The 23,379-nt window shown below is 72.2% G+C and carries 18 protein-coding genes and 1 tRNA gene; 7 read left to right on the plus strand and 12 right to left on the minus strand.

Annotation, left to right across the window (positions count from 1 at the left end; all coding sequences use genetic code 11):
* The 4 genes from prfA to thrB all read right to left on the minus strand — a co-directional run bounded on the left by prfA (position 1) and on the right by thrB (position 5,041).
* Complete coding sequence (gene prfA / locus ACQVFL_RS24925) at positions 1-1,089, minus strand: peptide chain release factor 1 (RefSeq protein WP_396690714.1); 1,089 nt, start codon at positions 1,087-1,089, stop codon at positions 1-3.
* A gap of 93 nt (positions 1,090-1,182) precedes the next feature.
* Positions 1,183-1,407: a 50S ribosomal protein L31 gene (gene rpmE / locus ACQVFL_RS24930; protein WP_396690712.1), complete on the minus strand. Its 225-nt coding sequence runs from the start codon at positions 1,405-1,407 to the stop codon at positions 1,183-1,185.
* Positions 1,408-1,736: 329 nt separating this feature from the next.
* The gene (gene rho / locus ACQVFL_RS24935) at positions 1,737-3,791 is read right to left on the minus strand and encodes a transcription termination factor Rho (RefSeq protein ID WP_431727717.1); all 2,055 of its coding nucleotides are present in this window, start codon (positions 3,789-3,791) and stop codon (positions 1,737-1,739) included.
* A 296-nt stretch (positions 3,792-4,087) separates the two neighbouring features.
* The gene (gene thrB, locus ACQVFL_RS24940) at positions 4,088-5,041 is read right to left on the minus strand and encodes a homoserine kinase (RefSeq protein ID WP_396690708.1); all 954 of its coding nucleotides are present in this window, start codon (positions 5,039-5,041) and stop codon (positions 4,088-4,090) included.
* Between the two features lie 119 nt (positions 5,042-5,160).
* On the opposite strand from thrB, the gene ACQVFL_RS24945 reads away from it, so the two are divergent.
* A complete protein-coding gene (locus ACQVFL_RS24945) occupies positions 5,161-5,565 on the plus strand; it encodes a DUF1418 family protein (protein ID WP_431727718.1) in 405 nt (134 codons plus the stop codon).
* A 21-nt stretch (positions 5,566-5,586) separates the two neighbouring features.
* Here ACQVFL_RS24945 and ACQVFL_RS24950 read toward each other — a convergent pair whose 3' ends face one another.
* From ACQVFL_RS24950 to ACQVFL_RS24960, 3 genes are all read right to left on the minus strand, one after another.
* Complete coding sequence (locus ACQVFL_RS24950; protein WP_396690705.1) at positions 5,587-6,831, minus strand: MFS transporter; 1,245 nt, start codon at positions 6,829-6,831, stop codon at positions 5,587-5,589.
* 114 nt (positions 6,832-6,945) lie between these two features.
* Positions 6,946-10,230, minus strand: coding sequence for an efflux RND transporter permease subunit (locus ACQVFL_RS24955; protein WP_431727719.1), 3,285 nt, complete (start codon positions 10,228-10,230; stop codon positions 6,946-6,948).
* A gap of 9 nt (positions 10,231-10,239) precedes the next feature.
* The gene (locus ACQVFL_RS24960) at positions 10,240-12,138 is read right to left on the minus strand and encodes an ABC transporter ATP-binding protein (RefSeq protein WP_431727720.1); all 1,899 of its coding nucleotides are present in this window, start codon (positions 12,136-12,138) and stop codon (positions 10,240-10,242) included.
* A 73-nt stretch (positions 12,139-12,211) separates the two neighbouring features.
* On the opposite strand from ACQVFL_RS24960, the gene ACQVFL_RS24965 reads away from it, so the two are divergent.
* Complete coding sequence (locus tag ACQVFL_RS24965; RefSeq protein ID WP_396690700.1) at positions 12,212-12,778, plus strand: TetR/AcrR family transcriptional regulator; 567 nt, start codon at positions 12,212-12,214, stop codon at positions 12,776-12,778.
* Between the two features lie 27 nt (positions 12,779-12,805).
* Here ACQVFL_RS24965 and ACQVFL_RS24970 read toward each other — a convergent pair whose 3' ends face one another.
* From ACQVFL_RS24970 to argS, 5 genes are all read right to left on the minus strand, one after another.
* On the minus strand, positions 12,806-14,044 hold the full coding sequence (locus tag ACQVFL_RS24970) for an acyltransferase family protein (protein WP_431727721.1): 1,239 nt from the start codon (positions 14,042-14,044) through the stop codon (positions 12,806-12,808).
* A 76-nt stretch (positions 14,045-14,120) separates the two neighbouring features.
* Complete coding sequence (thrC, locus tag ACQVFL_RS24975; RefSeq protein ID WP_396691010.1) at positions 14,121-15,170, minus strand: threonine synthase; 1,050 nt, start codon at positions 15,168-15,170, stop codon at positions 14,121-14,123.
* A 73-nt stretch (positions 15,171-15,243) separates the two neighbouring features.
* Entirely contained in the window at positions 15,244-16,554 is a 1,311-nt protein-coding gene (locus ACQVFL_RS24980) for a homoserine dehydrogenase (RefSeq protein ID WP_396691008.1), read from the minus strand.
* Positions 16,555-16,562: 8 nt separating this feature from the next.
* Positions 16,563-17,975 carry a diaminopimelate decarboxylase gene (lysA, locus tag ACQVFL_RS24985; RefSeq protein WP_396690696.1) on the minus strand — a complete coding sequence of 471 codons (1,413 nt, stop codon included), beginning with the start codon at positions 17,973-17,975 and terminating at the stop codon, positions 16,563-16,565.
* Between the two features lie 3 nt (positions 17,976-17,978).
* Entirely contained in the window at positions 17,979-19,643 is a 1,665-nt protein-coding gene (argS, locus tag ACQVFL_RS24990; protein ID WP_396690694.1) for an arginine--tRNA ligase, read from the minus strand.
* 101 nt (positions 19,644-19,744) lie between these two features.
* Between argS and ACQVFL_RS24995 the strand changes: the two genes are divergently transcribed.
* The 5 genes from ACQVFL_RS24995 to ACQVFL_RS25015 all read left to right on the plus strand — a co-directional run bounded on the left by ACQVFL_RS24995 (position 19,745) and on the right by ACQVFL_RS25015 (position 23,369).
* Entirely contained in the window at positions 19,745-20,548 is an 804-nt protein-coding gene (locus ACQVFL_RS24995) for a DUF3105 domain-containing protein (RefSeq protein WP_396690692.1), read from the plus strand.
* 1 nt (position 20,549) lies between these two features.
* Complete coding sequence (locus ACQVFL_RS25000) at positions 20,550-21,206, plus strand: DUF305 domain-containing protein (protein WP_431727722.1); 657 nt, start codon at positions 20,550-20,552, stop codon at positions 21,204-21,206.
* A gap of 216 nt (positions 21,207-21,422) precedes the next feature.
* The gene (locus tag ACQVFL_RS25005) at positions 21,423-22,115 is read left to right on the plus strand and encodes a winged helix-turn-helix domain-containing protein (protein ID WP_396690688.1); all 693 of its coding nucleotides are present in this window, start codon (positions 21,423-21,425) and stop codon (positions 22,113-22,115) included.
* A 225-nt stretch (positions 22,116-22,340) separates the two neighbouring features.
* Positions 22,341-22,415: transfer RNA gene (locus tag ACQVFL_RS25010), tRNA-Arg, on the plus strand.
* Between the two features lie 249 nt (positions 22,416-22,664).
* A complete protein-coding gene (locus ACQVFL_RS25015) occupies positions 22,665-23,369 on the plus strand; it encodes a hypothetical protein (RefSeq protein ID WP_396690686.1) in 705 nt (234 codons plus the stop codon).
* Positions 23,370-23,379: the final 10 nt, after the last annotated feature.

Here is a 23,379-nt window from a genome sequence, read left to right on the forward strand (position 1 = left end):
TCAGCGGCGGGCCAGCTCCGGATCGCCGGCCAGACGGGCGGCACGGTCCGCCTCGCTGAGCGCGTCGAGCACGCCGTCCAGGTCACCGGCCAACGCCAGATCCAGGTTGTACGCCGTGTAGCCGATCCGGTGGTCGGTGATCCGGTTCTGCGGGAAGTTGTACGTGCGGATCCGCTCCGAGCGGTCCACCGTACGGACCTGCGCCTTGCGCGCGTCCGAGGCGGCGGCGTCGGCCTGCTCCTGCGCGGCGGCGAGCAGCCGGGCACGCAGGATCCGCAGGGCCTGCTCCCGGTTCTGCAACTGGGACTTCTCGTTCTGGCAGGAGACCACGATGCCGGTAGGCAGGTGGGTGATCCGCACCGCCGAGTCGGTGGTGTTGACCGACTGGCCGCCGGGACCGGACGACCGGAACACGTCGATGCGCAGCTCGTTCGGGTCGATGGTGACGTCGACCTCCTCGGCCTCCGGCAGCACCAGCACACCCGCCGCGCTGGTGTGGATCCGCCCCTGCGACTCGGTCACCGGCACCCGCTGCACCCGGTGCACGCCGCCCTCCCACTTGAGCCGGGACCAGACGCCGTTGCCCCCGTCGGGTACGCCCTTGGTCTTGATCGCCAGCGAGACGTCCTTGACCCCGCCGAGGTCGGAGTCCTGCGCGTCGATCACCTCGGTGAGCCAGCCGCGCCGCTCCGCGTACCGGGTGTACATCCGCAGCAGGTCACCGGCGAACAGCGCGGACTCCTCGCCGCCCTCACCGGCCTTGATCTCGACGATGACGTCCTTGGCGTCGTGCGGGTCGCGCGGGATGAGCAGCTCGGCCAGGCGTTCCTCCAGGGCCGGCAGCGTCGACGCGATCGTCTCCGCCTCGGCCGCGAACGACGCGTCCTCGGCGGCCAGTTCCCGGGCCGCGGTCAGGTCGGCCCGGGCCTGCTCCAACTCCCCGGCGGCCTTGTGCAGCGGCACCAGTTCGGCGTACCGGCGGCCGACCCGACGGGCGGTGCCCTGGTCGGCGTGGATGGCGGGGTCGGCCAGGCGCTTCTCCAGCTCGGCGTACTCGTCGAGGAGGGCGGCCAGGCGCTCGCTGCTCATGCTGGGGATCGCTCCTTGGACGGCGGGGAGACCGGACGACAGACGGACGACGCCCGCGTCCGGGAAGACCGGACGCGGGCGTCGGACCAGGAGCTACTTGGCCTTCTTGGCCTGAACCTTGGCGTACTTCTGCTGGAACTTCGCGACCCGGCCCGCGGTGTCCAGGACGCGCTGCTTGCCCGTGTAGAACGGGTGGCAGGCGCTGCACGTCTCGACGTGGATCGAGCCGCCCTTCGCGGTGCTGCGGGTGGTGAAGCTGCTGCCGCAGGAGCAGGTGACTTCGGTGGTCACGTACTCCGGGTGAATGTTGGACTTCATCTCGCCTCGGTCCTCTCGTCGTGGTCGCCGGGTCGCCCTCGCGCGCCAGTGCGCGCCGATCGGGCGTGAACCGGAACCGGTGGCCGATTGACCAGTCTGCCATGGGGCCCGGCAGCCCCGCGAAGCGGGCCGTACCGGCTGGTCGGCCAGGTCAACGCCGGACCCAGTCTCCGCATTCCCCAGACCGGCGGGCGCATTCCGGCCTGCCGGAGGCGGGGCGCGTGAGGTCGGTGGGGCCGCCGTGACGAAGGAGAGAACCCCCGACGCGTACGTCGAAGGGGCGCGACCGTGTCGGCCGCGCCCCTTCGACGAATCTCACCCGGTGGAGGTCACTCCCCCGGCGTCGACTTGGCGATCTGCATCAGGAACTCGATGTTGGTGCGGGACTGCTTGAGCCGGTCCAGCAGGAGGTCGAGCGCCGCCTGCGAGTCCAGCGAGTGCAGCACCTTGCGGAGCTTGTGCACGATGGCCAGCTCCTCCGGCGCGAGCAGGATCTCCTCCTTGCGGGTGCCGGACGGGTGGATGTCGATGGCCGGGAAGGTCCGCTTGTCGGCGATCTTCCGGTCCAGCTTCAGCTCCGCGTTGCCGGTGCCCTTGAACTCCTCGAAGATGACCGTGTCCGCCATCGAACCGGTCTCCACCAGCGCGGTGGCGAGGATGGTCAGCGAGCCGCCGTTCTCGATGTTGCGGGCCGCGCCGAGGAACCGCTTCGGCGGGTACAGCGCAGTGGAGTCGATACCACCCGACATGATCCGGCCGCTGGCCGGCGCCGCCAGGTTGTACGACCGGCCGAGCCGGGTCACCGAGTCGAGCAGGACGACCACGTCGTGACCCAGCTCGACCAGGCGCTTGGCCCGCTCGATCGCCAGCTCGGCGACGGTGGTGTGGTCCTGCGGCGGACGGTCGAACGTGGCCGCGATGACCTCGCCCTTCACCGACCGCTGCATGTCGGTGACCTCTTCGGGCCGCTCGTCGACCAGCACCACCATCAGGTGGCACTCCGGGTTGTTGTGCGTGATCGCGTTCGCGATCGCCTGGAGCACCATCGTCTTACCCGCCTTCGGCGGCGAGACGATCAGCGCCCGCTGGCCCTTGCCGATCGGCATGACCAGATCGATCACCCGGGTGGTCAGGATGTGCGGCTCGGTCTCCAGCCGCAACCGCTCCTGCGGGTACAGCGGGGTGAGCTTGTAGAACTCCGGCCGACGCTTGGCCTCGTCCGGCTCCATCCCGTTGATGGTGTCCAGCCGGACCAGCGGGTTGTACTTGTCCCGCCGCTGCTCGCCGTCGCGCGCCGCGCGGACCGCACCGGTGATCGCGTCACCGCGCCGCAGCCCGTACTTCTTGATCTGGGACATCGACACGTACACGTCGTTGGCGCCGGCGAGGTAACCGGTGGTCCGGACGAAGGCGTAGTTGTCGAGCACGTCGACGATGCCGGCCACCGGGACGAGCACGTCGTCCTCGCCGACCTGCGGCTCACGCCCGCCGTCGCCACCGCCGCCCTCGTTACGGTCGCCACGACCGCGCCGACGGTCCCGGAAGCGGCTGCGCCGGCTACGCCGACCGCCGCCCTCGCCGTCGTCGTCACCGTCGTTGTCCCGGTCGGACCGCTGCCCGCGCTCGCCCCGGTCACCCCGGTCGTTGCGGTCACCACGGTCACTGCGGTCGTTGCGCTCGCCCCGGTCACCCCGCTCGGTGCGCTCGGTGCGGTCACCCCGCTCGGTGCGCTCGGCCCGCTCGGTGCGGTCGCCACGGTCGCTGCGCTCCGCACGCTCGGCGCGGTCGGTGCCACGCTCGCCGCGCTCGGCGCGCTCGGTCTTCTCCGCACGGTCGGTGCCGCGTTCGGTGCGCTCGCCCCGCTCCGCACGCTCGCCCCGCTCCGCACGCTCGGCGCCACGCTCGCGGCCGGACCGGCCCTCGGTGCGCTCGCCGGTCTCGGCGGCGGGCTCCTCGGTGCGGGGCTCCTCGGCCCGGGGCTCCGCAGCAGCGGTGGCCCGGCTGCGCCGGGTCCGGCTACGGCCCTCGGTCTCGACGCTCGCCGCGGGCGGCTCGGCGCGACGCTCGGCCTCCGGCCGCTCACCCGCGTCGCGGACCTCCGCGTGAACCTCCTCGCGGACCGGTGCGGCGGCCGCCGCGACCTCGGCCCGTGGTCGAGGGGCCCCGGCGGCGCTGCCCTGGCGCTCGGAGATCGCGCTGATCAGCTCGCCCTTGCGCATACGAGCCGTACCCGAGATGCCGAGCGACGCGGCCAGGCTCTGCAGCTCCGGCAGCAGCATCGCCGACAGGCCGGTGCCGCTGCGCCGACGCCGGGCAGGGGCAGCGGTGGTGGCATCGCCAGCGACGTTGGAAACATCCGACGTCACGTCGGTGGTGTCGCTCAATGGATTCCTTCCCTCGATAAGGCCGGGACTGCCCGGAATCGACTAACAGGTGGCCGGGCGGCCTCGGTGCACCCGCCTCGCATGACGCTTCGCGGGAGTCTGTGACACAGCAGCCGGTCGGTCGCCCGACCCACCAGAAAGCCGGTGAGCGGGTTTCGCCGTCTGCGGCGACCAGTGAAGACTGCGGTGCGGCGTATGCCTAAGCAGGGGTGACGGGCTTACCGCCGAAAGCTTCGGGGGTGCGCCGACCCGCAGGAGATCGCATGCTTCGCGGCTGTGCTAAGTCTAGAGCGTAATCAACTCTTCCGACCTGCGGCAACAGGGTCCCGCTCCGCGTGTCCGAGTCTACCCTGCTCGACCTGCGCGCCGGGCACGTCTATCGGCAACTGCAGAACCTGCCATTCTGTTCCCGCGTCGAAGCCTTCCGGCAGCTCAGACAGGGCGAGCACGGTCGGGCCCGCCCCACTGACCACGGCCGCCACACCGGCCGCACGCAACGCCTGAACCACCGCGCTCGTACCGGGCATCGACGGTGCGCGATAACCCTGGTGCAGTCGGTCGACGGTGGCCGGCAGCAACAGACCCGGCTCGGTGGTCAACGCGTGCACCAGCAGCGCCGCCCGTCCCGCGTTCAGCGCGGCGTCGGCATGCGGCACGGTCGCCGGCAGCGCCGCCCGCGCGGACGCGGTCAGCCCGCGCTCGGTCGGCACCAGCACCGTCGGGCGTACGCCCCCGGCCACCGGCAACGACACCGCCCGCGCGCCCGAGGACTCCGTCCAGGCCAGCGTGAACCCGCCGAGCAGGCAGGGCGCGACATTGTCCGGATGCCCCTCGATGCGGGCCGCCAGCCGCAGCACGGCGGCATCGTCGAGCTGCTGTGCGCCGTCGACCACCAGGGCCCGGGCCAGCAACACACCGGCCACGATCGCCGCCGAGGAGGAACCGAGTCCACGCGCCTGCGGGATCCGGTTGACACACTCCAACGCCAGCCCGGACGGCTGGCCGCCGAGCTCGTCGAAGGTCGCCCGCATGGCGCGTACCACCAGGTGCCCGTCGTCGGCCGGCAGGTCGTCGGCGCCCTCACCGGACACCGAGACGATCACACCGCCCGCCGTCACCTCGGCGGCGACGTCGTCGTAGAGCGCGAGGGCGAGGCCCAGGGCGTCGAAGCCCGGACCCAGGTTCGCACTGGTGGCGGGGACCCGGACCCGGACCGGGCCGGCGGCGAATGTGGTCGGCACGCCGCCCATGCTAGGGCCCCACCGGCGGCGTCCGGCGCACCACCCGCCCCTCGGGACGACACCTCGCGCCCGAGCACGCTTGTCCACGGGTTCTAGTCTGCCCAGATCGACGGCTTCGGGAGGACTGCGTGACCGACGTCAGATATCTGCTGGTGCAGGTGGCGATGGAGCTGCCGACGCTGGCGGTGCTGGTCACCGGGGGCGTACTGGCGTCGGCCCGGGGTCGGCTGCCGGACGCGGCCCGTCGTCTGGTGCTGGCCGGACTCGTCGTCCTGCTCGTCCTCACGCTGATCAGCGTCGCCTGGTCGGTCGCACTGCCGTGGACGGCCGCCGAGGGGCCCGCCCGGTTCGGCGTGCTGTCCCTGTTCGTCGGGGTGATCCGCGCCCTGCTCCTCCCGGCCGCAGTCGGACTGCTGGTCGCCGCCGCGTTGGCCTGTCGCGGCAGCGGGCCGGTCCCGGCCACGTCGAGCGCCCCGGCGGCCTGGGGTGCGCAGCCGGTCGAGGCGTACCGGCCGCCCACCGGCACGCCCTGACGTGCCAGGGCCACACAGGTCTCACCTGGTGCCGCTCCCGGCGACGGTCGGCGCCACGGCGGCGAGCGAGAGCCGTCGGGTGGCCACCCGCCAGCCGATCGCGTACGTCAACGTGACCAGGCCGCAACTGGCCAGCACGATCCGTTCGTCCACCACGTCCACCACCGCGGCGACCGCGAGCTGGCTGACCGAGATCGCCAACGTCGCCAGCATCATGTCGGTGGCGAACACCCGGCCCCGCAACCGGTCCGGCACCTCGCCCTGCAACGCGAAGTTCGACATCACCCAGTTGCTGCCCCCGGCGAAGTGCGCCACGAAGACCAGCACCAGCACCAGCGGGAACCAGGGCACCACCGAGGTGCCCAGATAGGCCAGTCCGTACGCCGACATGGACAGCGCCAGTCCAGGCAGCAGCCAGGCCCGGTTGGTCAGCACCCGACGCATCAGGATCGGGCCGACCAGCGCGCCCGCGCCGCGTACCGCGAAGAGCAGGCCGGTGCCGAGCGCGCCGACGCCGTACACCCCGGCCAGCAGCGGGAAGACGGTCAGCACACCGTTGCCCAGGCCGACCGCCGACTTCACCGTCACCAGCGCCAACACCCGTGGGCGGTGCGCGATGTAGCCCAGCGCCTCACGGATCGCCGCCCAGGTCTGCGGCGGTGCCTCGTCCCGCTCGCGGTGCGCCTGGAGGGGGCGGCGGATCCGGGTGGCCAGCACCGCGGCGAGCACCAGCGCGACCGCGGCGACCCAGAAGCAGACGTACGGTCCGGCGGCGGCGCTGAGAATCCCGCCGAGGGAGGCACCGACGACGGTCATGGTGCCCCAGGCCGACCCGGCGACCGCGTTGCCCGCGGCCAACTCCTCCGGGTCGAGCACGTTCGGCAGGGCCGCCTGCGCGGCCGGGGAGTAGAACGCCTTGGCCACCGCGATCACGCCGATGCCGAGCATCGCCAACCAGGCCGTGCCGGCGTCGCGTACGCCGAGCAGGAGCAGTGCGCCGACCAGCGCGGCCACGTTCGCGGCGATCATGATCTTGCGCCGGTCGAACCGGTCGGCGACGGTCCCGGTGTACGGCAGCAGCAGCGCCACGACGCCGGTGTCCACGGCCAGCACCAGCGCACCCCACACGCCGCTGCCGGTGAGCTGCGGCAACAGGACCAGCAACGGCACCATCACGAACCAGTCGGCGCCGAAGACCACCAGTTGGGCCAGGAACAGGCTGCGGAAGTTCCGGTTGTGGGTGATGACCCCGACGGTGGACGCCACGAGGCGGACCCTACCCGGCCGTCCTCCCCCGTTGAGTCGGGGCGCGGACATCCGCCGTGGATGTAAGGAGGGGTCCCCTGCTATGCACCAGGCGTTAGCAGGGGACCCCTCCTTTCACTCGGTGGGCGGGAACGGTGAGTTGCGGGATTTCGGCAGCCGGAGCACCTCGAACTGGTCGGTGCTCTCGATCAGCGCGCCGGTGGGCGCCGCCGGCACCGGTCGACTCTCCGGTCTGCGCTCCTCGGCGGCCGGCGCGGCCGGATCCGCCTCCCCGCCGGCCGGCTCGTCGCCGGTCGCGTCGGCGGGCTCGACCTCGCGTCGCGCGTCCCCCGGCGGCGGGCCGGACCGGCCCCGACGCCGACCCCGCACCGACTCCTTGGTGTCCTCCACCATGGCATACAGCGTGGGCACCAGGATCAGCGTGAGCAGGGTGGAACTGAGTAGACCGCCGATCACCACGATCGCCAGCGGTCGGGAGATGAACCCGCCCTCGCCGGTGAGCCCGAAGGCCATCGGCGTCAACGCGAAGATGGTCGCGATGGCGGTCATCAGGATCGGGCGGAGCCGGTGGCGTCCACCCTCGACCACCGCCTCCCGTACGCCCATTCCCTGGGCCCGGTACTGGTTGACCAGGTCCAGCAGCACGATCGCGTTGGTCACCACGATGCCGACGAGCATGAGTACGCCGATCAGCGCCGGCACACTCAACGCGGTGCCGGTGGCCAGCAGCAGGACGACCGCGCCGGTGGCCGCGAAGGGGATCGAGACCAGCAGGATCAGCGCCTGTACGACGCTGCGGAAGGTCGCCATCATGATCAGGAACACGATCGCGATCGCGGCCAGCACGGCCAGGCCGAGATCGGCGAAGGTGTCCCGCTGCTCGGCGCTGACCCCGCCGAGGGTCAGGGTCGCCCCGGGTACGTCGATCGCGTCCAGCTCACGTTGCAGCTCGGCGCTGATCGCCCCCAGGTCGGAGCCGGTCACCGTGCCGGTCACCGAGACGCTGCGCTCACCGTCGATCCGCCGTACCTGCTGCGGTCCGGTGGTCTCGGTGACCTCGGCGATGTCGTCCAGCTTCACCGCGCCGACCCGCATCTCGCGCAGTTCGGTCACGGTCGTCGGCGGCTGCGCGGACAACCGCAGCACCACGTCGCGCGCGCCGTCGTCCAGGCTCACCTGGCCCAGCGGCGTACCCCGGAACGCCTGTGCGACGAGCTGACCGACCGCGGCCTCGGTGAGCCCGGCCCGGCTGGCGGCCGTCCGGTCGACGGTCACCTCCACCCTCGGCACCTGCTCGGTCAGGGTGGACGAGACGTCCTCGACGCCCCCGAGGCGGGTCAGCACCGCCTCGGCCTGCTCGGCGGCCCGGGCCAGCGCCTCGGGGTCGGCGGCCCGCACCACCACGGCCAGCTCGTTGGCGGACGCGCCGCCCTGACCCGCCGGGAAGGTGATCTCACCCGCCTCGGCACCGAGCGCCCCGATCCGGTCGCGCAGGATGCCGCGCATCTCCTTGGCGTCGGTCTCCTCGCCGAGCAGCAGCGCGTAGCTGGCCACGTTGTTGCCGGCACCACCGCCCCACGGCGAGTCGCCGCCCCCGGCGGTGACCTGGTACGACCGCACCCCCGGCGTCTCCGCCAGCACCGCCTCGACCCGGCGAGCCGCCGCGTCGGTGCCGCCCAGCCCGGTGCCCACCGGCAGCTCCTGCCGGATGTTCAGGGTGTCCTGGCCGGAGTCGTCCAGGAAATTGGTCTCCAACTGCCGGGCCAGGCCGAACGTGCCGAGCAGCACCACCAGACCGGCCGCCAGCGTGGCCCAGCGGTAGGCCCGCCGGCCGGTGGCGAACCGGATCACCGGCAGGTACGCCCGCTGCAACGGGCTGCGCAGTTCCCGCTGTTCGGCGGCGCTGCGCACGGCCGCCCCGTCGGCACCGGTCACCGGCTTGAGGAACCAGTACGCGAGCACCGGCACCACGGTCAACGAGACCAGCAGCGAGGCGAGCAGCGCCACCGTCACCGTGATCGCGAACGGTGCGAAGAGCTGGCCGACGAAGCCGCCGACCAGGGCGATCGGGGCGAAGACGGCGACCGTGGTCAGGGTGGAGGCGGTGACCGCACCGGCCACCTCGCGGACGGCGGTGAGGATCGCCTCCCGCTTCGGCCCGCCGTACGTCAGGTGCCGTTTGATGTTCTCCAGCACCACGATCGAGTCGTCCACCACCCGGCCGACCGCGACCGTCAGCGCGCCGAGGGTGAGCAGGTTGAGCGAGTAGTCGCCGATCCAGAGCGCGAGCAGCGCGACCACCACGGACAGCGGGATGGAGACCGCGGTGACCACGGTGGAACGGATCGACAGCAGGAACACCAGGATGACCACCACGGCCATGATCAGGCCCAGCAGACCCTCGGTGCTCAACGTCTTGATCGACTTCTCCACGAACGGGGCCTGGTCGAGCACGACGGTCAGCTCGGCGCCGGTGGCGGCCCGCAGGCCGTCGAGCCGGTCGGCGACCGCGTGCGAGATCTGCACCGCATTGCCGTCCGGGTCCGCGGTGACCGCGAGGCCCAGGCTCTCCCGACCGTTGGTACGGGTGATGGCGGTGGCCGGGGCGAGCTGCTCGGAGACGGTGGCGACGTCGCCGAGGCGGATCGGACCGGTCTTGCCCTTCGGCGGCGCGACGATGACGGCCCGCAGGTCGTCCAGGGTGGTCAGTGGCGCACCCACCTGCACCGGCAGCGCCCGGTTGCCGTCCAGGACCGCACCGGCGGGCACTGACACCCCGTTGGCCTGCAACGCGGTGCCGATCGCGGTGGGCTGCACCTTGGCCCGGGACAGCTTGGCCGGGTCGGGCGTGATGACCACCAGGTCGTCGCGGACGCCGGTCAGCTCGACACCGCGTACGCCCTCGATGGCCGCCAATTCGGGGACCACCGTGTCCCGCAGCTTGGCCGCGAGAGCGCGTTCGTCGTCACCGCCGCTGGCGGCCAGCACCACGGCTGGCAGGTCGTCCGTACTGCCCGCGATCACCTGCGGCTCGACCCCGTCGGGCAGCCGGGTGCGGTTGAGTGCGGTCTGCATCCGGTTGACCACGTCGTCCAGGTCGGTGCCGAACTCGTACTGCACCTGGATGGTGCTCAGGCCCTCACGCGAGGTGGAGGTGACGCTGTCCAGCGCCGGGATGCCTTGCAGGCCGTTCTCGATCGGCACGGTCACCTGGGACTCGACGACCTCGGGTCCGGCACCGGGGTAGGACGCCACGATGAACGCGGCGGGGAACTCCAACGAGGGCAGGAGTTGCTGCTTCAGCGACGGCACGGCGTACGCACCGAACGCCGTGGTCACCACCGCGATGAGGGCGACCAGCCCTCGGTTGGCGAGGCTGAATCTGGCGAGCAGCGACATCGGCGTGGCTCACTCCTGGGGGAGACGTTCGAAGGGCACGAGCAGTGTGCCCGACCCGGTCCGCCCCTCGGTGTCCGGGGCGGCCCCGGCGGGCACCGGTTCGGCGGTGCCGATCCGTAGCGACGCCACCAGATCCCGGTACAGTTCGTCGGTGCGCAGCAGGGTGGCGTGGTCCCCGACGGCGCGGATCCGGCCCCGTTCCATCACCACGATCTGGTCGGCGTCGAGCACGGTGGAGAGTCGGTGCGCGATCGTCACCACCGCCCCTTCCTCGGCCCGCTGCCGGACGCACCGGCTCACCACCGCCTCGGTCAGGCCGTCCACCTGCGAGGTGGCCTCGTCGAGCAACAGCACGTCCGGGGTACGCAGCACCGCCCGCGCCAACGCGATGCGCTGCCGTTCGCCGCCGGAGACGGTGGTGGCCGCGAGCGGCGTGTCCAGCCCGAGCGTCAGCCCGCTCACCTTGTCGTGCAGGTTCACCGCCCGCAGTGCGGTCCACAGTTCGTCGTCGCTCGCGTCCGGGTGGGTGAAGCGCAGGTTGTCCCCGATGGTGCCGGGCACCACCGGCGCCTCCTGCTCGACGTAGGCGAGTCGGCCACGGATCTGCGCCGGGGTGTGGTCGCCGTACCGGCGGCCGTCCAGCAGCAGTTCGCCGTGCTCCGGTTCGAGGAAGCGCAGCAGCAGGGAGAACAGCGTGGTCTTGCCGGCTCCGGAGGGCCCGACCAGCGCGGTGTGGCCGACGCGGGGAATCTCCAGGTCGATGTCCCGCACGGCCGGTGGCGCCGAGGGCCCGTACCGGGCGGTGACGCCCCGCAGCGTCAGCACCGGCCCGGCGGGGTCGCGGTGTCCGGCGGTGACGACCGGCGGTACGGCCTCCGGCGCGGCTGCCGTGGCGGTGGAGCCGGGCTCCACCTCGACCGCCTCGATCTCGCGGAGCCGGCCGGCCGCCGCGATGCCGGCCTGCATGGCGGTGAGGTTCTGGGTCAGCTCGCTGATCGGCCCCATCAGCCCGAAGGCGTAGAGCAGGAACGCGATCAGCGTGGACACCTCGATCAGGCCCTGTTCGGCCCGGGCCGCGCCGACGCCCAGGATGACGATGACGGCGAGTTGGATGCCGGTCCAGGAGATGGTCCACACCAGGGCGCTGCGCCGGGCGGCGCGGAGGCCGTGCTCGGCGGCCTCGCGGGCGTGTGTGGTGAGCGCCGACGTCTGGCGCTGCTCGGCGCGGCTGGCCTTGACCGTCCGGATGGCGCGCAGTGAACCCTCCAGGGCCCCACCGAAGCGTCCGACCGATTCCTGGGCCGCCTCCTGGGCCCTGCCGATCGAGGGCAGCAGGTATCCCATCAGCACCGCCACCACGACCACCGCGACCATCGTCGCGCCGAGCAGCACCAGGTCGAGCGCGCCCATCAGCACCAGCGTCCCGACCAGCGCCAACGCCCCGTTGGTCAGGCCGACCAGGCTGCCGGACGCCTGGTGCAGCAACGCGGGGTCGGAGGTGGCCCGGGTGACCAGTTCGCCGCCGGAACGGTGGGTGAGCTGGTCGATCCGGGCGGCGAGGTAGCGGCGGATCACCCCGGTGCGGGCGTCGAGCACCACCCGCTCGGCGATGCGGCCCATCAGGACCCACTGCCACAGCGAGATGGCCGCGCCCACCACCACGAGCACCAGCAGCACGGTGACCGGTCGGGCCAGCGACTCCCCGGCACCGAGGGTGTCCAGGACCCACTTGGTCACCAGCGGGGTGGCCAGCCCGGCCGCGTTGGCGACCAGGCCGAGCAGCAACCCGACCAGCATGGCCGGCCAGTGCGGGCGGAGGTAGGTCAGCAGCAGCCTGGTACGGGCCCTCGGGGCGGTCGGGGCGGTCGGCTCCGCCTCGGTCGCGGCGGGTACGGCGGTCACAGTCACCCCGCAATGGAACACTACTGTTCCACTACGGGCAAGCTATATTCCGAATCCGTACGTTGATAACCTGTCCGGCGTGACGACCACCGACGAGAGCGGCAGCCGGGCGCGGACCCGGCAGGCCATCCTGCAGGCCGCGATCGAGGTGCTCGGTCACAACCAGGCCGCCAGCCTCGGCGAGATCGCCACCGCCGCCCAGGTCGGTCGGACCACCCTGCACCGCTACTTCGCCGAACGCTCCGACCTGCTGGCCGCGGTGGCCGCCGAGGGCGCGGTACGGCTCAACGAGGCGACCGTCCGGGCCCGCCTCGCCGACGGCACCGGCGCCGAGGCGCTGCTCCGCCTCTGCGCGGAGTACTTCGACCTCGGCGACCTGCTCTCCCTCGTCTTCGCCGAGCCGACGATCGTCGAGGACCCGGTCTGGGGCACCGAGGTCTGCGACGACGACTTCTTCGCGATGATCGCGCGCGGCCACGCCGACGGCAGCATCGACCCGACGCTGCCCGCGCCGTGGGTGCAGACCGTGCTCTGGTCCCAGTTGTACGCCGGCTGGAGCTACCTTGCCTCGCACGAGGTCTCCCGGCACGAGGCTCTCGGCCTGGTCGTCCGGACCATCAGCGGCGCGGTCGCGCCCCGGGGCTGACCGTCCGCCACTCCGCCTCGACCGCCGTCACCCGCCCGACTCCCCCGGCAGGGCGCTCGGCACGGGCTCGACGGGCCGGTCGACGGCGGCCCGCCGACGTGGCACCTCGGCGCGGCTTCGGCGCGGCGGCCGAGGGGTCGCCGGGGCGCCCACCCACAGCAGTCGTGGACGACGCCGGGCGGCGAGATCCTCGATCCACCCCACGGCCAGCGCCGCAGCGACGGTCAGCAGGATCATCCCGACCAACCGCAGCCCCACATGGGCGACGGAGTCGAAGGAGAGCCACGGCATGAGCAGGGCGGTGATCGCCGCGCTGGCCGGGATGTGCCACAGGTAGACGGTGAGCGCCCGGGCGTTGACCAGGCGCAGCAGCGCACCGCCCCGCGCCGGCCGGTCCCCCTCGGCGCGGGCCGGGCCGGTCGCCCGGACAGCGCCGGACGAGCGGGGAGCCAGCCGCAACAGCGCCGCGACCCAGGCCATCGACCAGATGGTGGAGCCGGCCGGGATGTGGTTGAGCTCGCTCGGCGCACCCGTGGTCACGGCGAGCAGCACCCAGGTGCCGCCGACGGCGCCCAGCACCAGGACCAGGCCGCGGCAGAGGCGGGCCGACACCCGCCCCAGCAGCCCGTCGTGGTACGCGAAGCCCAGCAGCCAGCAGGGCAGGTACGACACGACGAAATAGAACTGGGTGACCCCGGCGAGATGCGTGCACACCGGCAGCGCGGTGGCCGCCGCGAGCACCGGCCACGGCCAGCGGCGGTACAGCGGCAGCAGCAGCGGTGAGAGCAGCGTCAGCCACAGGTACGTCGAGACGTACCAGAGACCGACGGTGAACGCCCACCCCCAGGGTGCCCCGCCGACCGACGGCACCCGCAACGGCAGCAGCCACCAGCAGACGTCGTCCCAGCCGAACCCGCTCGGCGCGCCGGAGACCTGACCGGCGACGGCGACCAGCGCCAGCACCGTCGCGCCGAAGGCCCAGAACGGCACCAGCAGTCGGCGCATCCGGCGGCCGATGGCCCGGGTGCCGTACCGGTCCAGCGACGCGGCCAGCAACGCACCGGCGACGCCGAACATGACGCCCATCGCCGGGACCAGCAGGCTCAGCCACAGCCAGCCGGTGGCGTGGTACAGCAGCACCCGGGCCAGTGCCGCGGCGCGCAGCAGGTCCAGGTAGGAGGTCCGTGGCTGCACGGCGACGACGGGCGCGACGCCTGTCGCGCCGGGTGCCCGCCGGGCCTCGGCAGCCACCGGGTCGGTAGCCACCCCACAGTTGTACCGCTAGATACGTCGCTTCCCGCCCTAAACGGTCATAAAGGAGCAAGCGGGTGGTTCGTCACCCTCAGGCGAGGTCGAGGGAACGGGCCGCAGCGAGCGGGTCGTTGGCGATGGTGACCGGCGCCGGAGCCGTGGTGATCGCCCACTCCGGATCCTTGAGGCCGTGCCCGGTGACGGTGCAGACCACGGTGGACCCGGCCGGCACCCGACCGGCGGCGGCCTGCTGCAACAGACCCGCCACGCTGGCCGCGCTGCCCAGCTCCACGAAGACGCCGACCTCCCGGGCCAACAGGCGGTACGCGGTGAGGATCTCCCGGTCGGTGACCGCCTCGATCAGGCCACCGCTGGCATCCCGGGCGTCCAACGCCTTCGTCCAGCTCGCCGGGTTGCCGATCCGGATGGCGGTGGCGATCGTCGACGGCTCGGGCACCACCTGCCCGGTCACGATCGGCGCGGCACCGGCGGCCTGGAAGCCGTACATCTTCGGGGTGCGGGTGGCGTTGCCGACCTGGGCGTCCTCGACGTACCCCATCCAGTACGCGGAGATGTTGCCGGCGTTGCCGACCGGCAGGCAGTGGATGTCCGGCGCGTCGCCGAGCGCCTCCACGATCTCGAACGCGGCCGTCTTCTGGCCGTGCAGCCGGTCGATGTTCACCGAGTTGACCAGCGCCACCGGGTAGTCCTGGGCGAGCTTGGCGGCCAGCGCCAGGCAGTCGTCGAAGTTGCCGTTGACCTGGAGCAGCTTCGCGCCGTGCACCAGCGCCTGGGCCAGCTTGCCGAGAGCGATCTTGCCCTGCGGCACCAGCACCGCACAGGTCACCCCGGCGCGGGCCGCGTACGCGGCGGCGGAGGCGCTGGTGTTGCCGGTGGAGGCGCAGATGATCGCCTTGTTGCCCGCCTCGACCGCCTTGGAGACGGCCATCGTCATGCCCCGGTCCTTGAACGACCCGGTCGGGTTGGCGCCCTCCACCTTGAGGTAGACGTCACAGCCGAGCCGCGCGGAGAGCACCGGCGCGGGCAGCAGCGGCGTGTTCCCCTCGTGCAGCGTGACGACCGGCGTGGCGTCGGTGACCGGCAACCGGTCCCGGTACGCCTCGATCAGACCCCGCCACATGCCGTTCTCCTCGCCTCTCGTACCCGTCACCGGTCACCACCGGCCGGGAGTCGTCCGCATCCGGTCCGCCCGCTCACGAGCCCCCCTCGACCCGCAGCACGCTCGCCACCGAACGGACGATATCGAGCCCGCGCAGTTCACCGACGGTCGCCGCGAGGGCCGCGTCCGGCGCCACGTGGGTCACGATGACCAGGATCGCCTCGCCCGCTCCCCCGGCGCCGCCGCCGGCCGGCCCCTGACGCACGGTGGCGATCGAGACGTCGTGGCGGGCGAACACCCCGGCGACCGCCTCCAGCACACCCGGACGGTCGGCCACGTCGAGACTGATGTGGTAGCGGGTGAGCGCCTCACCCATCGGGCGTACCGGCAGGTCGGCGTAGGCGGACTCGCTGGCCGCCCGAACCCCGGCCAGCCGGTTGCGGGCCACCGCGACCACGTCGCCGAGTACCGCGCTGGCGGTCGGCGAACCGCCCGCGCCCCGCCCGTAGAACATCAACTGCCCGGCCGCGTCGGCCTCGACGAAGACCGCGTTGAACGCGTCGCCGACCCCGGCCAGCGGGTGGCTCAGCGGGATCATCGCCGGGTGCACCCGGACGCTGACCGTCTCGCGCCCCTGCCCGTCGGCACCCCGTGCCGCGATGCAGAGGAGCTTGATCGTGCAACCCATCGCCTTCGCGCTGGCCACGTCGGCGGCGGTCACCTCGGTGATGCCCTCCCGGTGCACGTCGTCGGCGCCGACCCGGGTGTGGAAGGCCAGCGAGGCGAGGATCGCCGCCTTGGCCGCCGCGTCGAAGCCCTCCACGTCGGCGGTCGGGTCGGCCTCCGCGTACCCCAGCTCGGTGGCCTCCTCCAGCGCCTCGGCGAAGCCCGCGCCGGTGGCGTGCATGGCGGAGAGGATGAAGTTGGTGGTGCCGTTGACGATGCCGGTGACCCGGGTGATCCGGTCACCGTGCAGCGACTCGCGCAGCGGGCGCAGCAGCGGGATCGCTCCGGCCACCGACGCCTCGTAGTAGAGGTCGGCGTCGCCCTCGGCCGCCGCGTCGTGCAGCGTGCCGCCGTCCTCGGCGAGCAGCGCCTTGTTGGCGGTGACCACGCTCTTGCCGGCCCGCAGCGCCTCCACCAGCCACCCGCGCGCCGGTTCGATGCCGCCGACCACCTCGACGACCACGTCCACGTCGTCGCGCTTGATCAGCCCGAGCGCGTCGGTGGTGAACAGCGTCGGATCGATCGGCAGGTCACCACGGTCACGCCCGAGCCGGCGTACCGCGATGCCGGCGATCTCCAGCGGGGCACCGATCCGGGCGGCGAGGTCGGTCGACTGCTCGTGCAGCAGTCGCACCACCTCGGCACCGACGGTGCCGCAGCCGAGCAGGGCCAGGCGCACAGGTTGATTCATCCCACATCCAAGGCGAGCAGGTCCTCTTCGGTCTCCCGTCGAACGATCAGCCGGGCCTGGCCGTCCCGCACCGCGACCACCGGGGGGCGGGGCACGTGGTTGTAGTTGCTGGCCATGCTGCGGCAGTAGGCACCGGTGCCCGGCACCGCGACAAGATCTCCGGGCTGCACGTCGGCGGGCAGGAATTCATCCTTCACCAGGATGTCCCCGGACTCACAATGCTTTCCCACCACGCGGGCGAGCATCGACCCGCCCGAGGTGACCCGGGACGCCAGCGTCGCCGAGTACGCGGCGTCGTAGAGCGCAGTCCGGATGTTGTCGCTCATCCCCCCGTCCACGCTGACGTAGGCGCGGTGCCCGTCGGATGCGTCACCACCGGCACCCACCAGCACGGACTTCACGGTGCCCACCTCGTAGAGGGTGAACACGGCCGGGCCGACGATCGCCCGACCCGGCTCGATCGAGACACGCGGCACCGTCAGCCGCTCCGCCGCGCACTCCGCGTCCACGATCCGGCGCAGCCGCTTGGCCAGCTCGTGCGGGGTCGAGGGGTCGTCCTGGGTGGTGTACGCGATGCCGAACCCACCGCCGAGGTCCAGCTCCGGCAGCTCCACCCCACGGGCGTCGCGGATCTGCGCCTGGAGCGCGAGCACCCGGCGGGCGGACACCTCGAAGCCGCTGGTGTCGAAGATCTGCGAGCCGATGTGCGAGTGCAGGCCGCGCAGCTCCAGCACGTCCTCGTCGAGGATGCGCAGCGCCGCCGCGCTCGCCGCGCCCCCGGCCAGCGAGAAGCCGAACTTCTGGTCCTCGTGCGCGGTGGCGATGAACTCGTGGGTGTGCGCCTCCACGCCGACGGTGACCCGGATCATCACCCGGGGCCGGACGCCCCGCTCGCGGGCCAGCACGGTGAGCCGGTCGATCTCGTCCGACGAGTCGACGATGATCCGGCCCACCCCGGCGTCCAACGCCCGGGTCAGCTCGGCCACGGACTTGTTGTTGCCGTGGAACCCGATCCGTTCCGGCGGCATCCCGCCGGCCAGCGCCACGGCCAGCTCCCCACCGCTGCACACGTCGAGGAACAGACCCTCCTCGGCGATCATCCGGACCACCGCGCGGCAGAGGAACGCCTTGCCCGCGTAGTAGACGTCCTCGTCCGGGAAGGCGGCCCGGAAGTCGCGACAGCGCGACCGCAGGTCGTCCTCGTCGAGCACGTACACCGGAGTGCCGAACCGAGCGGCGACGTCTCGGACGTCCAGCCCGGCGACGACCAGCGCGCCGTCGTCGCCGCGCCGGGTGTTGCGCGGCCACAGGCGCGGCACCAGGGCGTTGACGTCGGCCGGGGTACGCAGCCAGGCCGGCCCCCGGTTGCCGATGTCACCGTGCAGCGCACCGGCCTCGTGAGCGCGCATCGGTCACATCCTCTCGGGGGCCGAGACGCCGAGCAGGCGCAGGCCGTTGGCGATGACCACCCGGGTGGCGTCGTTGAGCCAGAGCCGGGCCCGGTGCAGGTCGGTGACCTCCTCGTCGCCCCGGGGCAGGACCCGGCAGTTGTCGTAGAACCGGTGGTACGCCCCGGCCAGGTCCTCCAGGTAGCGGGCCACCCGGTGCGGTTCGCGCAGCTCGGCGGCGGCGGCCACCACCGCGGGGAACTCGGCGAGCGCCTTGAGCAGCTCGTTCTCCTTGTCGTGGTCGAGCAGCTCGGGCCGGAACGCGTCGGCGTCGCCCCGGCTCACCCCGACCTCGGCGGCGTTACGCGCGACGTTGGCCGTCCGGGCCGCCACGTACTGCACGTAGTAGACCGGGTTGTCACGGGTGGCCCTGGTCCACAACTCGATGTCGATGTCGATCGGGGAGTCGCTGGAGTAGCGGGCCAGCGCGTACCGGGAGGCGTCCACCCCGATCGCGTCGACCAGGTCCTCCAGGGTCACCACGGTCCCGGCGCGCTTGCTCATCCGCACCGGTGCGCCGTCGCGCACCAGGTTGACCAACTGGCCGATGAGAATCTCCAGGGTCTGCTCCGGCTCGTCGCCGAAGCAGGCGGCCATCGCCCTCATCCGGCCGATGTAGCCGTGGTGGTCCGCGCCCAACATGATCACGACCCGGTCGAAGCCGCGCTCCCGCTTGTCCAGGTAGTAGGCGCAGTCCGCCGCGAAGTAGGTCCACTCGCCGTTGGACTTGCGCAGCACCCGGTCCTTGTCGTCACCGAAGTCGGTGGTGCGCAGCCAGGTCGCGCCGTCGGCGTCGAAGACGTGGCCCTGCTCCCGCAGCCGGGTCAGGGCGTGCTCCAGCTCACCCCGGTCGTGCAGGTCCTTCTCGTTGAAGTAGGTGTCGAACTCCACCCCGAAGTCGCGCAGCGAGGACTTGATCTCCTCGAACATCAGCGCGACGCCCTCCACCCGGAACACCTCCTGGGCGGCGGCCTCGTCCATCGACAGCACCTCCGGCCGCCGGGCGGTGACCTCGGCGGCGATCTCGGCGATGTACGCCCCGCCGTAGCCGTCCTCCGGGGCCGCCTCGCCCCGGGCGGCGGCGAGCAGCGAACGGGCGAACCGGTCGATCTGCGACCCGGCGTCGTTGAAGTAGTACTCCGTACCGACCTCGGCGCCGGTGGCCCGCAGCAGGCGACTCAGCGCGTCGCCGACCGCCGCCCACCGCACCCCGCCGATGTGCACCGGCCCGGTCGGGTTGGCCGAGACGAACTCAAGGTTGATCTTCAGACCGGCGAGCCGGTCGCTCCGGCCGTACTCCTCGCCCGCCTCGACGATGGTCCGGGCGAGCTGACCGGCGGCGGCGGCGTCCAGCCGGATGTTGAGGAAGCCCGGACCGGCGATCTCCACCGACTTGATCCCCGCCGTGCTGCCCAACTCGGTGGCGAGCGCGGTGGCCAGCTCGCGGGGCGGGACGCCCACCTTCTTGCTGAGCTGGAGCGCCAGCGTGGCGGCGTAGTCGCCGTGCTCGGGATTGCGGGGACGCTCGACCGTCGTGTGCTCCGGCAGCGCGGAGCGGTCCAGCCCTCGGTCGGTGAAGACGGCGTGAGCGGCGGCCAGGACGGCTTCGGCGAGTTCAGCGGGAGTCACCGAACCATGTTATCGGGGGTAGACTCGGTCCCCGCGGCGGCGACCCGGCATCGGGGGCTGGGCCGCCGGACTCCTCTGACCGACCGACCTGACGAGGCACGATGAGCATCAGCACCCCGGGCGGCCCGCAGCGCCGCCCGACCGTGGTCAGCACCGGCAAGAAGCCGGCGGCAGGTCGGCCGGCCGCCGGCGCCAAGCCGACCAGCGACAAGAAGCCGGCGACCCCCCGCTCCGGCGGTGGCAAGGGTCCCCGCAAGCCGATCACCCCGGTGAAGGTCAGCCAGGGCCGTTCGTGGGGGCCGATCGCCCTCTTCGTCGCCGTGGGCGTGCTCGCCACCTCGATCATCGGCTTCGGCGCCTGGGCGACCTTCAAGGGCAGCCAGTCGTGGCAGGACAAGGCCGCCGCGATCGACGGCATCGTCAACTTCCGGGAGAGCGACCCGGAGAGCATCGCCAACCAGGAGCACCGGGCCGGCAAGATCGAGTACCCGCACAGCCCGCCGGTCGGCGGTCCGCACAACAACACCTGGCAGCGCTGCCAGGGTGACGTCTACACGGCGCCGATCGCCAACGAGCACGCGCTGCACAGCCTGGAGCACGGCGCGGTCTGGATCACCTACCGCCCCGACCTGCCCGAGGCGGACGTGGAGAAGCTGGCCGAGATCATCCGGGGCAACGACTTCATGCTGATGAGCCCCTACGAGGGCCTCGACAAGCCCGTCTCGATCCAGGCGTGGGGCTACCAGCTCAAGGTCGACGACGCCGGTGACTCGCGGCTCAAGGAGTTCGCCACCGTGCTGGCGCAGAACGCCTCGATGGAGCCGGGCGTGCCGTGCTCCTCCGGCAACTACACCACCGGCACCGGCAGCGAGCCGCGCGAGATGCAGCCGTCGATGGGTGGCTGACATGCCGACCGCCGTGCAGGACCCACCGGTGACCGAGCAGACGGGCGGGGCAGCGCCCCGTCCGGCCTCCCGGACGCTGCGTTACCTGACGCTGGCCGTGACCGCGCTGATGCTGCTCGCCGTCGGCTGGACGGCCGCCACGCTGGCCGCCGGGCGTACCCCGGGCGAGGAGTCGGCCGAGGCCGGCTTCGCCCGGGACATGTCCCGGCACCACGCGCAGGCGGTCGAGATGGCCATGATCGCGTACGCCAAGGGCCAGGATCCGGCGATCCGGCAGATGGGGTACGACATGGCGCTGACCCAGCAGGCGCAGATCGGTCACATGCAGCGCTGGTTGCAGGAGTGGGACCTGCTGCCCACCGGCACCCGCCCGGCGATGGAGTGGATGCCGGACGGCGTACGGGTGGACGCGAACGGGCTGATGCCCGGCATGGCCACCCGGGAGCAGATCACCCAACTCCACGAGGCCCAGGGCACCGAGGTCGACCGCCTCTTCATCGACCTGATCATCAAGCACCACCTGGGCGGCATCCACATGGTCGACGGGCTCCTCAAGACGTCCGACCGGGCCGAGGTGGTCCGGATGGCCGAGGCCATGAAGCAGGCACAGCAGAAGGAGATCAACGAGCTCCGGAAGCTCCAGGAGGCCGCCGGCTGAGACCGGGCCGGTCCGCGACCGCCGCGACGACGTTCCACCCCGAGGGGCCCGCCGAACACACCGGCCGGGCCCCTCGCCCGTACGCAGACCACCCGCCGAGGCGCCACCCTCATGTCCGATTAGCACGTTTTGCACTTTCTGAACTAATTACTGAGCTTGACAACCTTTCTCCCCACATATCGTGACCAGTTGGGATTCGGGCTCGTTGCGCAGGACGTGGGGGTTGCACTCAGAGACGCACGGCGTTCGGTCACCAGTTGGTGCCGACGCCACACCATCGGCGGTGACGGGGCGGTGGCAGCCGTCCGTCGCGGACAGCGGCAGAGCGAGTCGGGAGCGCTCAGCCGCGAACAGGAGCTGGAACTGATCGACACCCTGCGGGGCGTCCATCCCGACGAGTTCGGCCTGGACGAGGAGCTGTGGACTCGCCAGAGTCTGCACACCCTGATCGAGCAACAGTTCGGGCTGACCCTGGACGCCGGGGTCGTCGGGGCGTACCTGCGGGCCTGGGGGTTGGGCCCACGCGAGCCGCGCGAGCGCGCCTGCGGGCTCTGCGTCGGCGCGGTCGAGCGGTGGGTACGCAGCGAGTACCCGGCCATCACCCGGGCCGCCCAGGAACACCTCGCCGAGGTCTACTGGCTCGGCCGGGTACGACTCGTCGGCACCATGCCGGCAGCCGACGTGATCTCGGCGGTCTCCTCGCGCGGCCGGGTGCGGTTCATGGTCACCACTCCGTCGGTGGACCCGGCACTCCCCCGGGACTTCGTGCTCCGCCTCAGCGGCACCGAGCAGCGCACCGTGCACCTGATCGTGGACGGCTCCTGGGCCCGCAACGAGTGGCCCCGCCGCCTCCCCCGCCGCATCGTGCCCCACCCCCTCCCCAGCTGCGGCCGAGCCCAAGCCGCCTAACCCACCCCATCCCACCCACCCCTCCCACCCCACCCACCCCCTCCCCGCGTTGATCAAGAAGTTTTGGCCTCCGGAGCATCCCGGCGAGCGCCAAAACTTCTTGATCAACGGAGACAGGCCGGGCGGGAGCGGGGTGCGGGCGGGGGTGACGGGTGGGTCGGGGTGGTGTCGGGGTGCCGGTTCGGCGATCAGGGGGCGGGTTTGCTAGTCTTCACCAGTCGCTGAGCCCCCGTAGCTCAGGGGATAGAGCACCGCCCTCCGGAGGCGGGGGCGCAGGTTCGAATCCTGCCGGGGGCACCAGAAACGACCTACGCGCAAGGCCGCTGACCACGAACACGGTCGGCGGCCTTCGTCGTGTGCACGGGTCTTCGTGGACCCGCGCCGACACGGCTCGCGGTCGGCAGGTCCGGGTCGGCTGCCGACCGACCGGCGTCGGACCGCTCCGTCGCGGGCCGGTCTGACCCCCGATCGGCGGTCGGTACGGGGGTGCGGGCCGACACTATGCTGTGAGCACCTCGCCACTCTGCGGAAGGGCTGCCGGTGCCCCGGGTGAACGTACGCTGGTCGCGGATCTCGGCAACCGAGAAGGCGTCCTACGGCGGTGCGGCGATCGCGGCCTCGGCCACGGTGGTGGTGGCGGTCGTGCAGGGCGCGGTGCCGCTGCTCGCCGGGCAGGGCGGTGCGGTCGCGGTCGCACTGGTGTCGTTCCTCGCCGGGGTGGCCGTCACCGGCGCGACGGTCGCGGTGAGCGCCACGGTACGCCGCCGCTCGCTGAGCGGGGACGGGCCGGAGTTCGACGTCTTCGTCTCGACGCCGATGGCCTCGCTGCCGGCGTCGGAGTACCCGGTCCACCGCCGACAGATCATGGTGCTGATCCGGGAGATCGAGCAGCGTGCCGGGCTGAGTTGCTACTTCGCCGGCCGGGACCGTCCCGAGATCACCGACTTCCCCGCCGTCGACCTGGGCTTCCGGGACGAGTTGCGGGCGCTGGCGCGCAGCCGGCACTTCCTGCTGGTGCTGCCGCTGTCGAATCCGTCGAGTTCGCTGGTGGAGGCCGGGGTGGCGATCGCCCTGGGCAAGCCGTCCATCTATTTCAGACACACCTCGGCTGCGCTGCCGTTCCTCCTCCGTGGAGCGGCCAACTCCAATCATCCGGACATACCCCGGATCCGGGTCTACGAATACGCTGATTTCAGCGAGTTGGCGGCCCTGGTCCGGGTCAACGGCAAGGGCCTCTTCGAGAGCCACACCTGACCAGCCGATC

This window comes from Verrucosispora sp. TAA-831, assembly GCF_050780145.1.
Taxonomy (GTDB): domain Bacteria; phylum Actinomycetota; class Actinomycetes; order Mycobacteriales; family Micromonosporaceae; genus Micromonospora.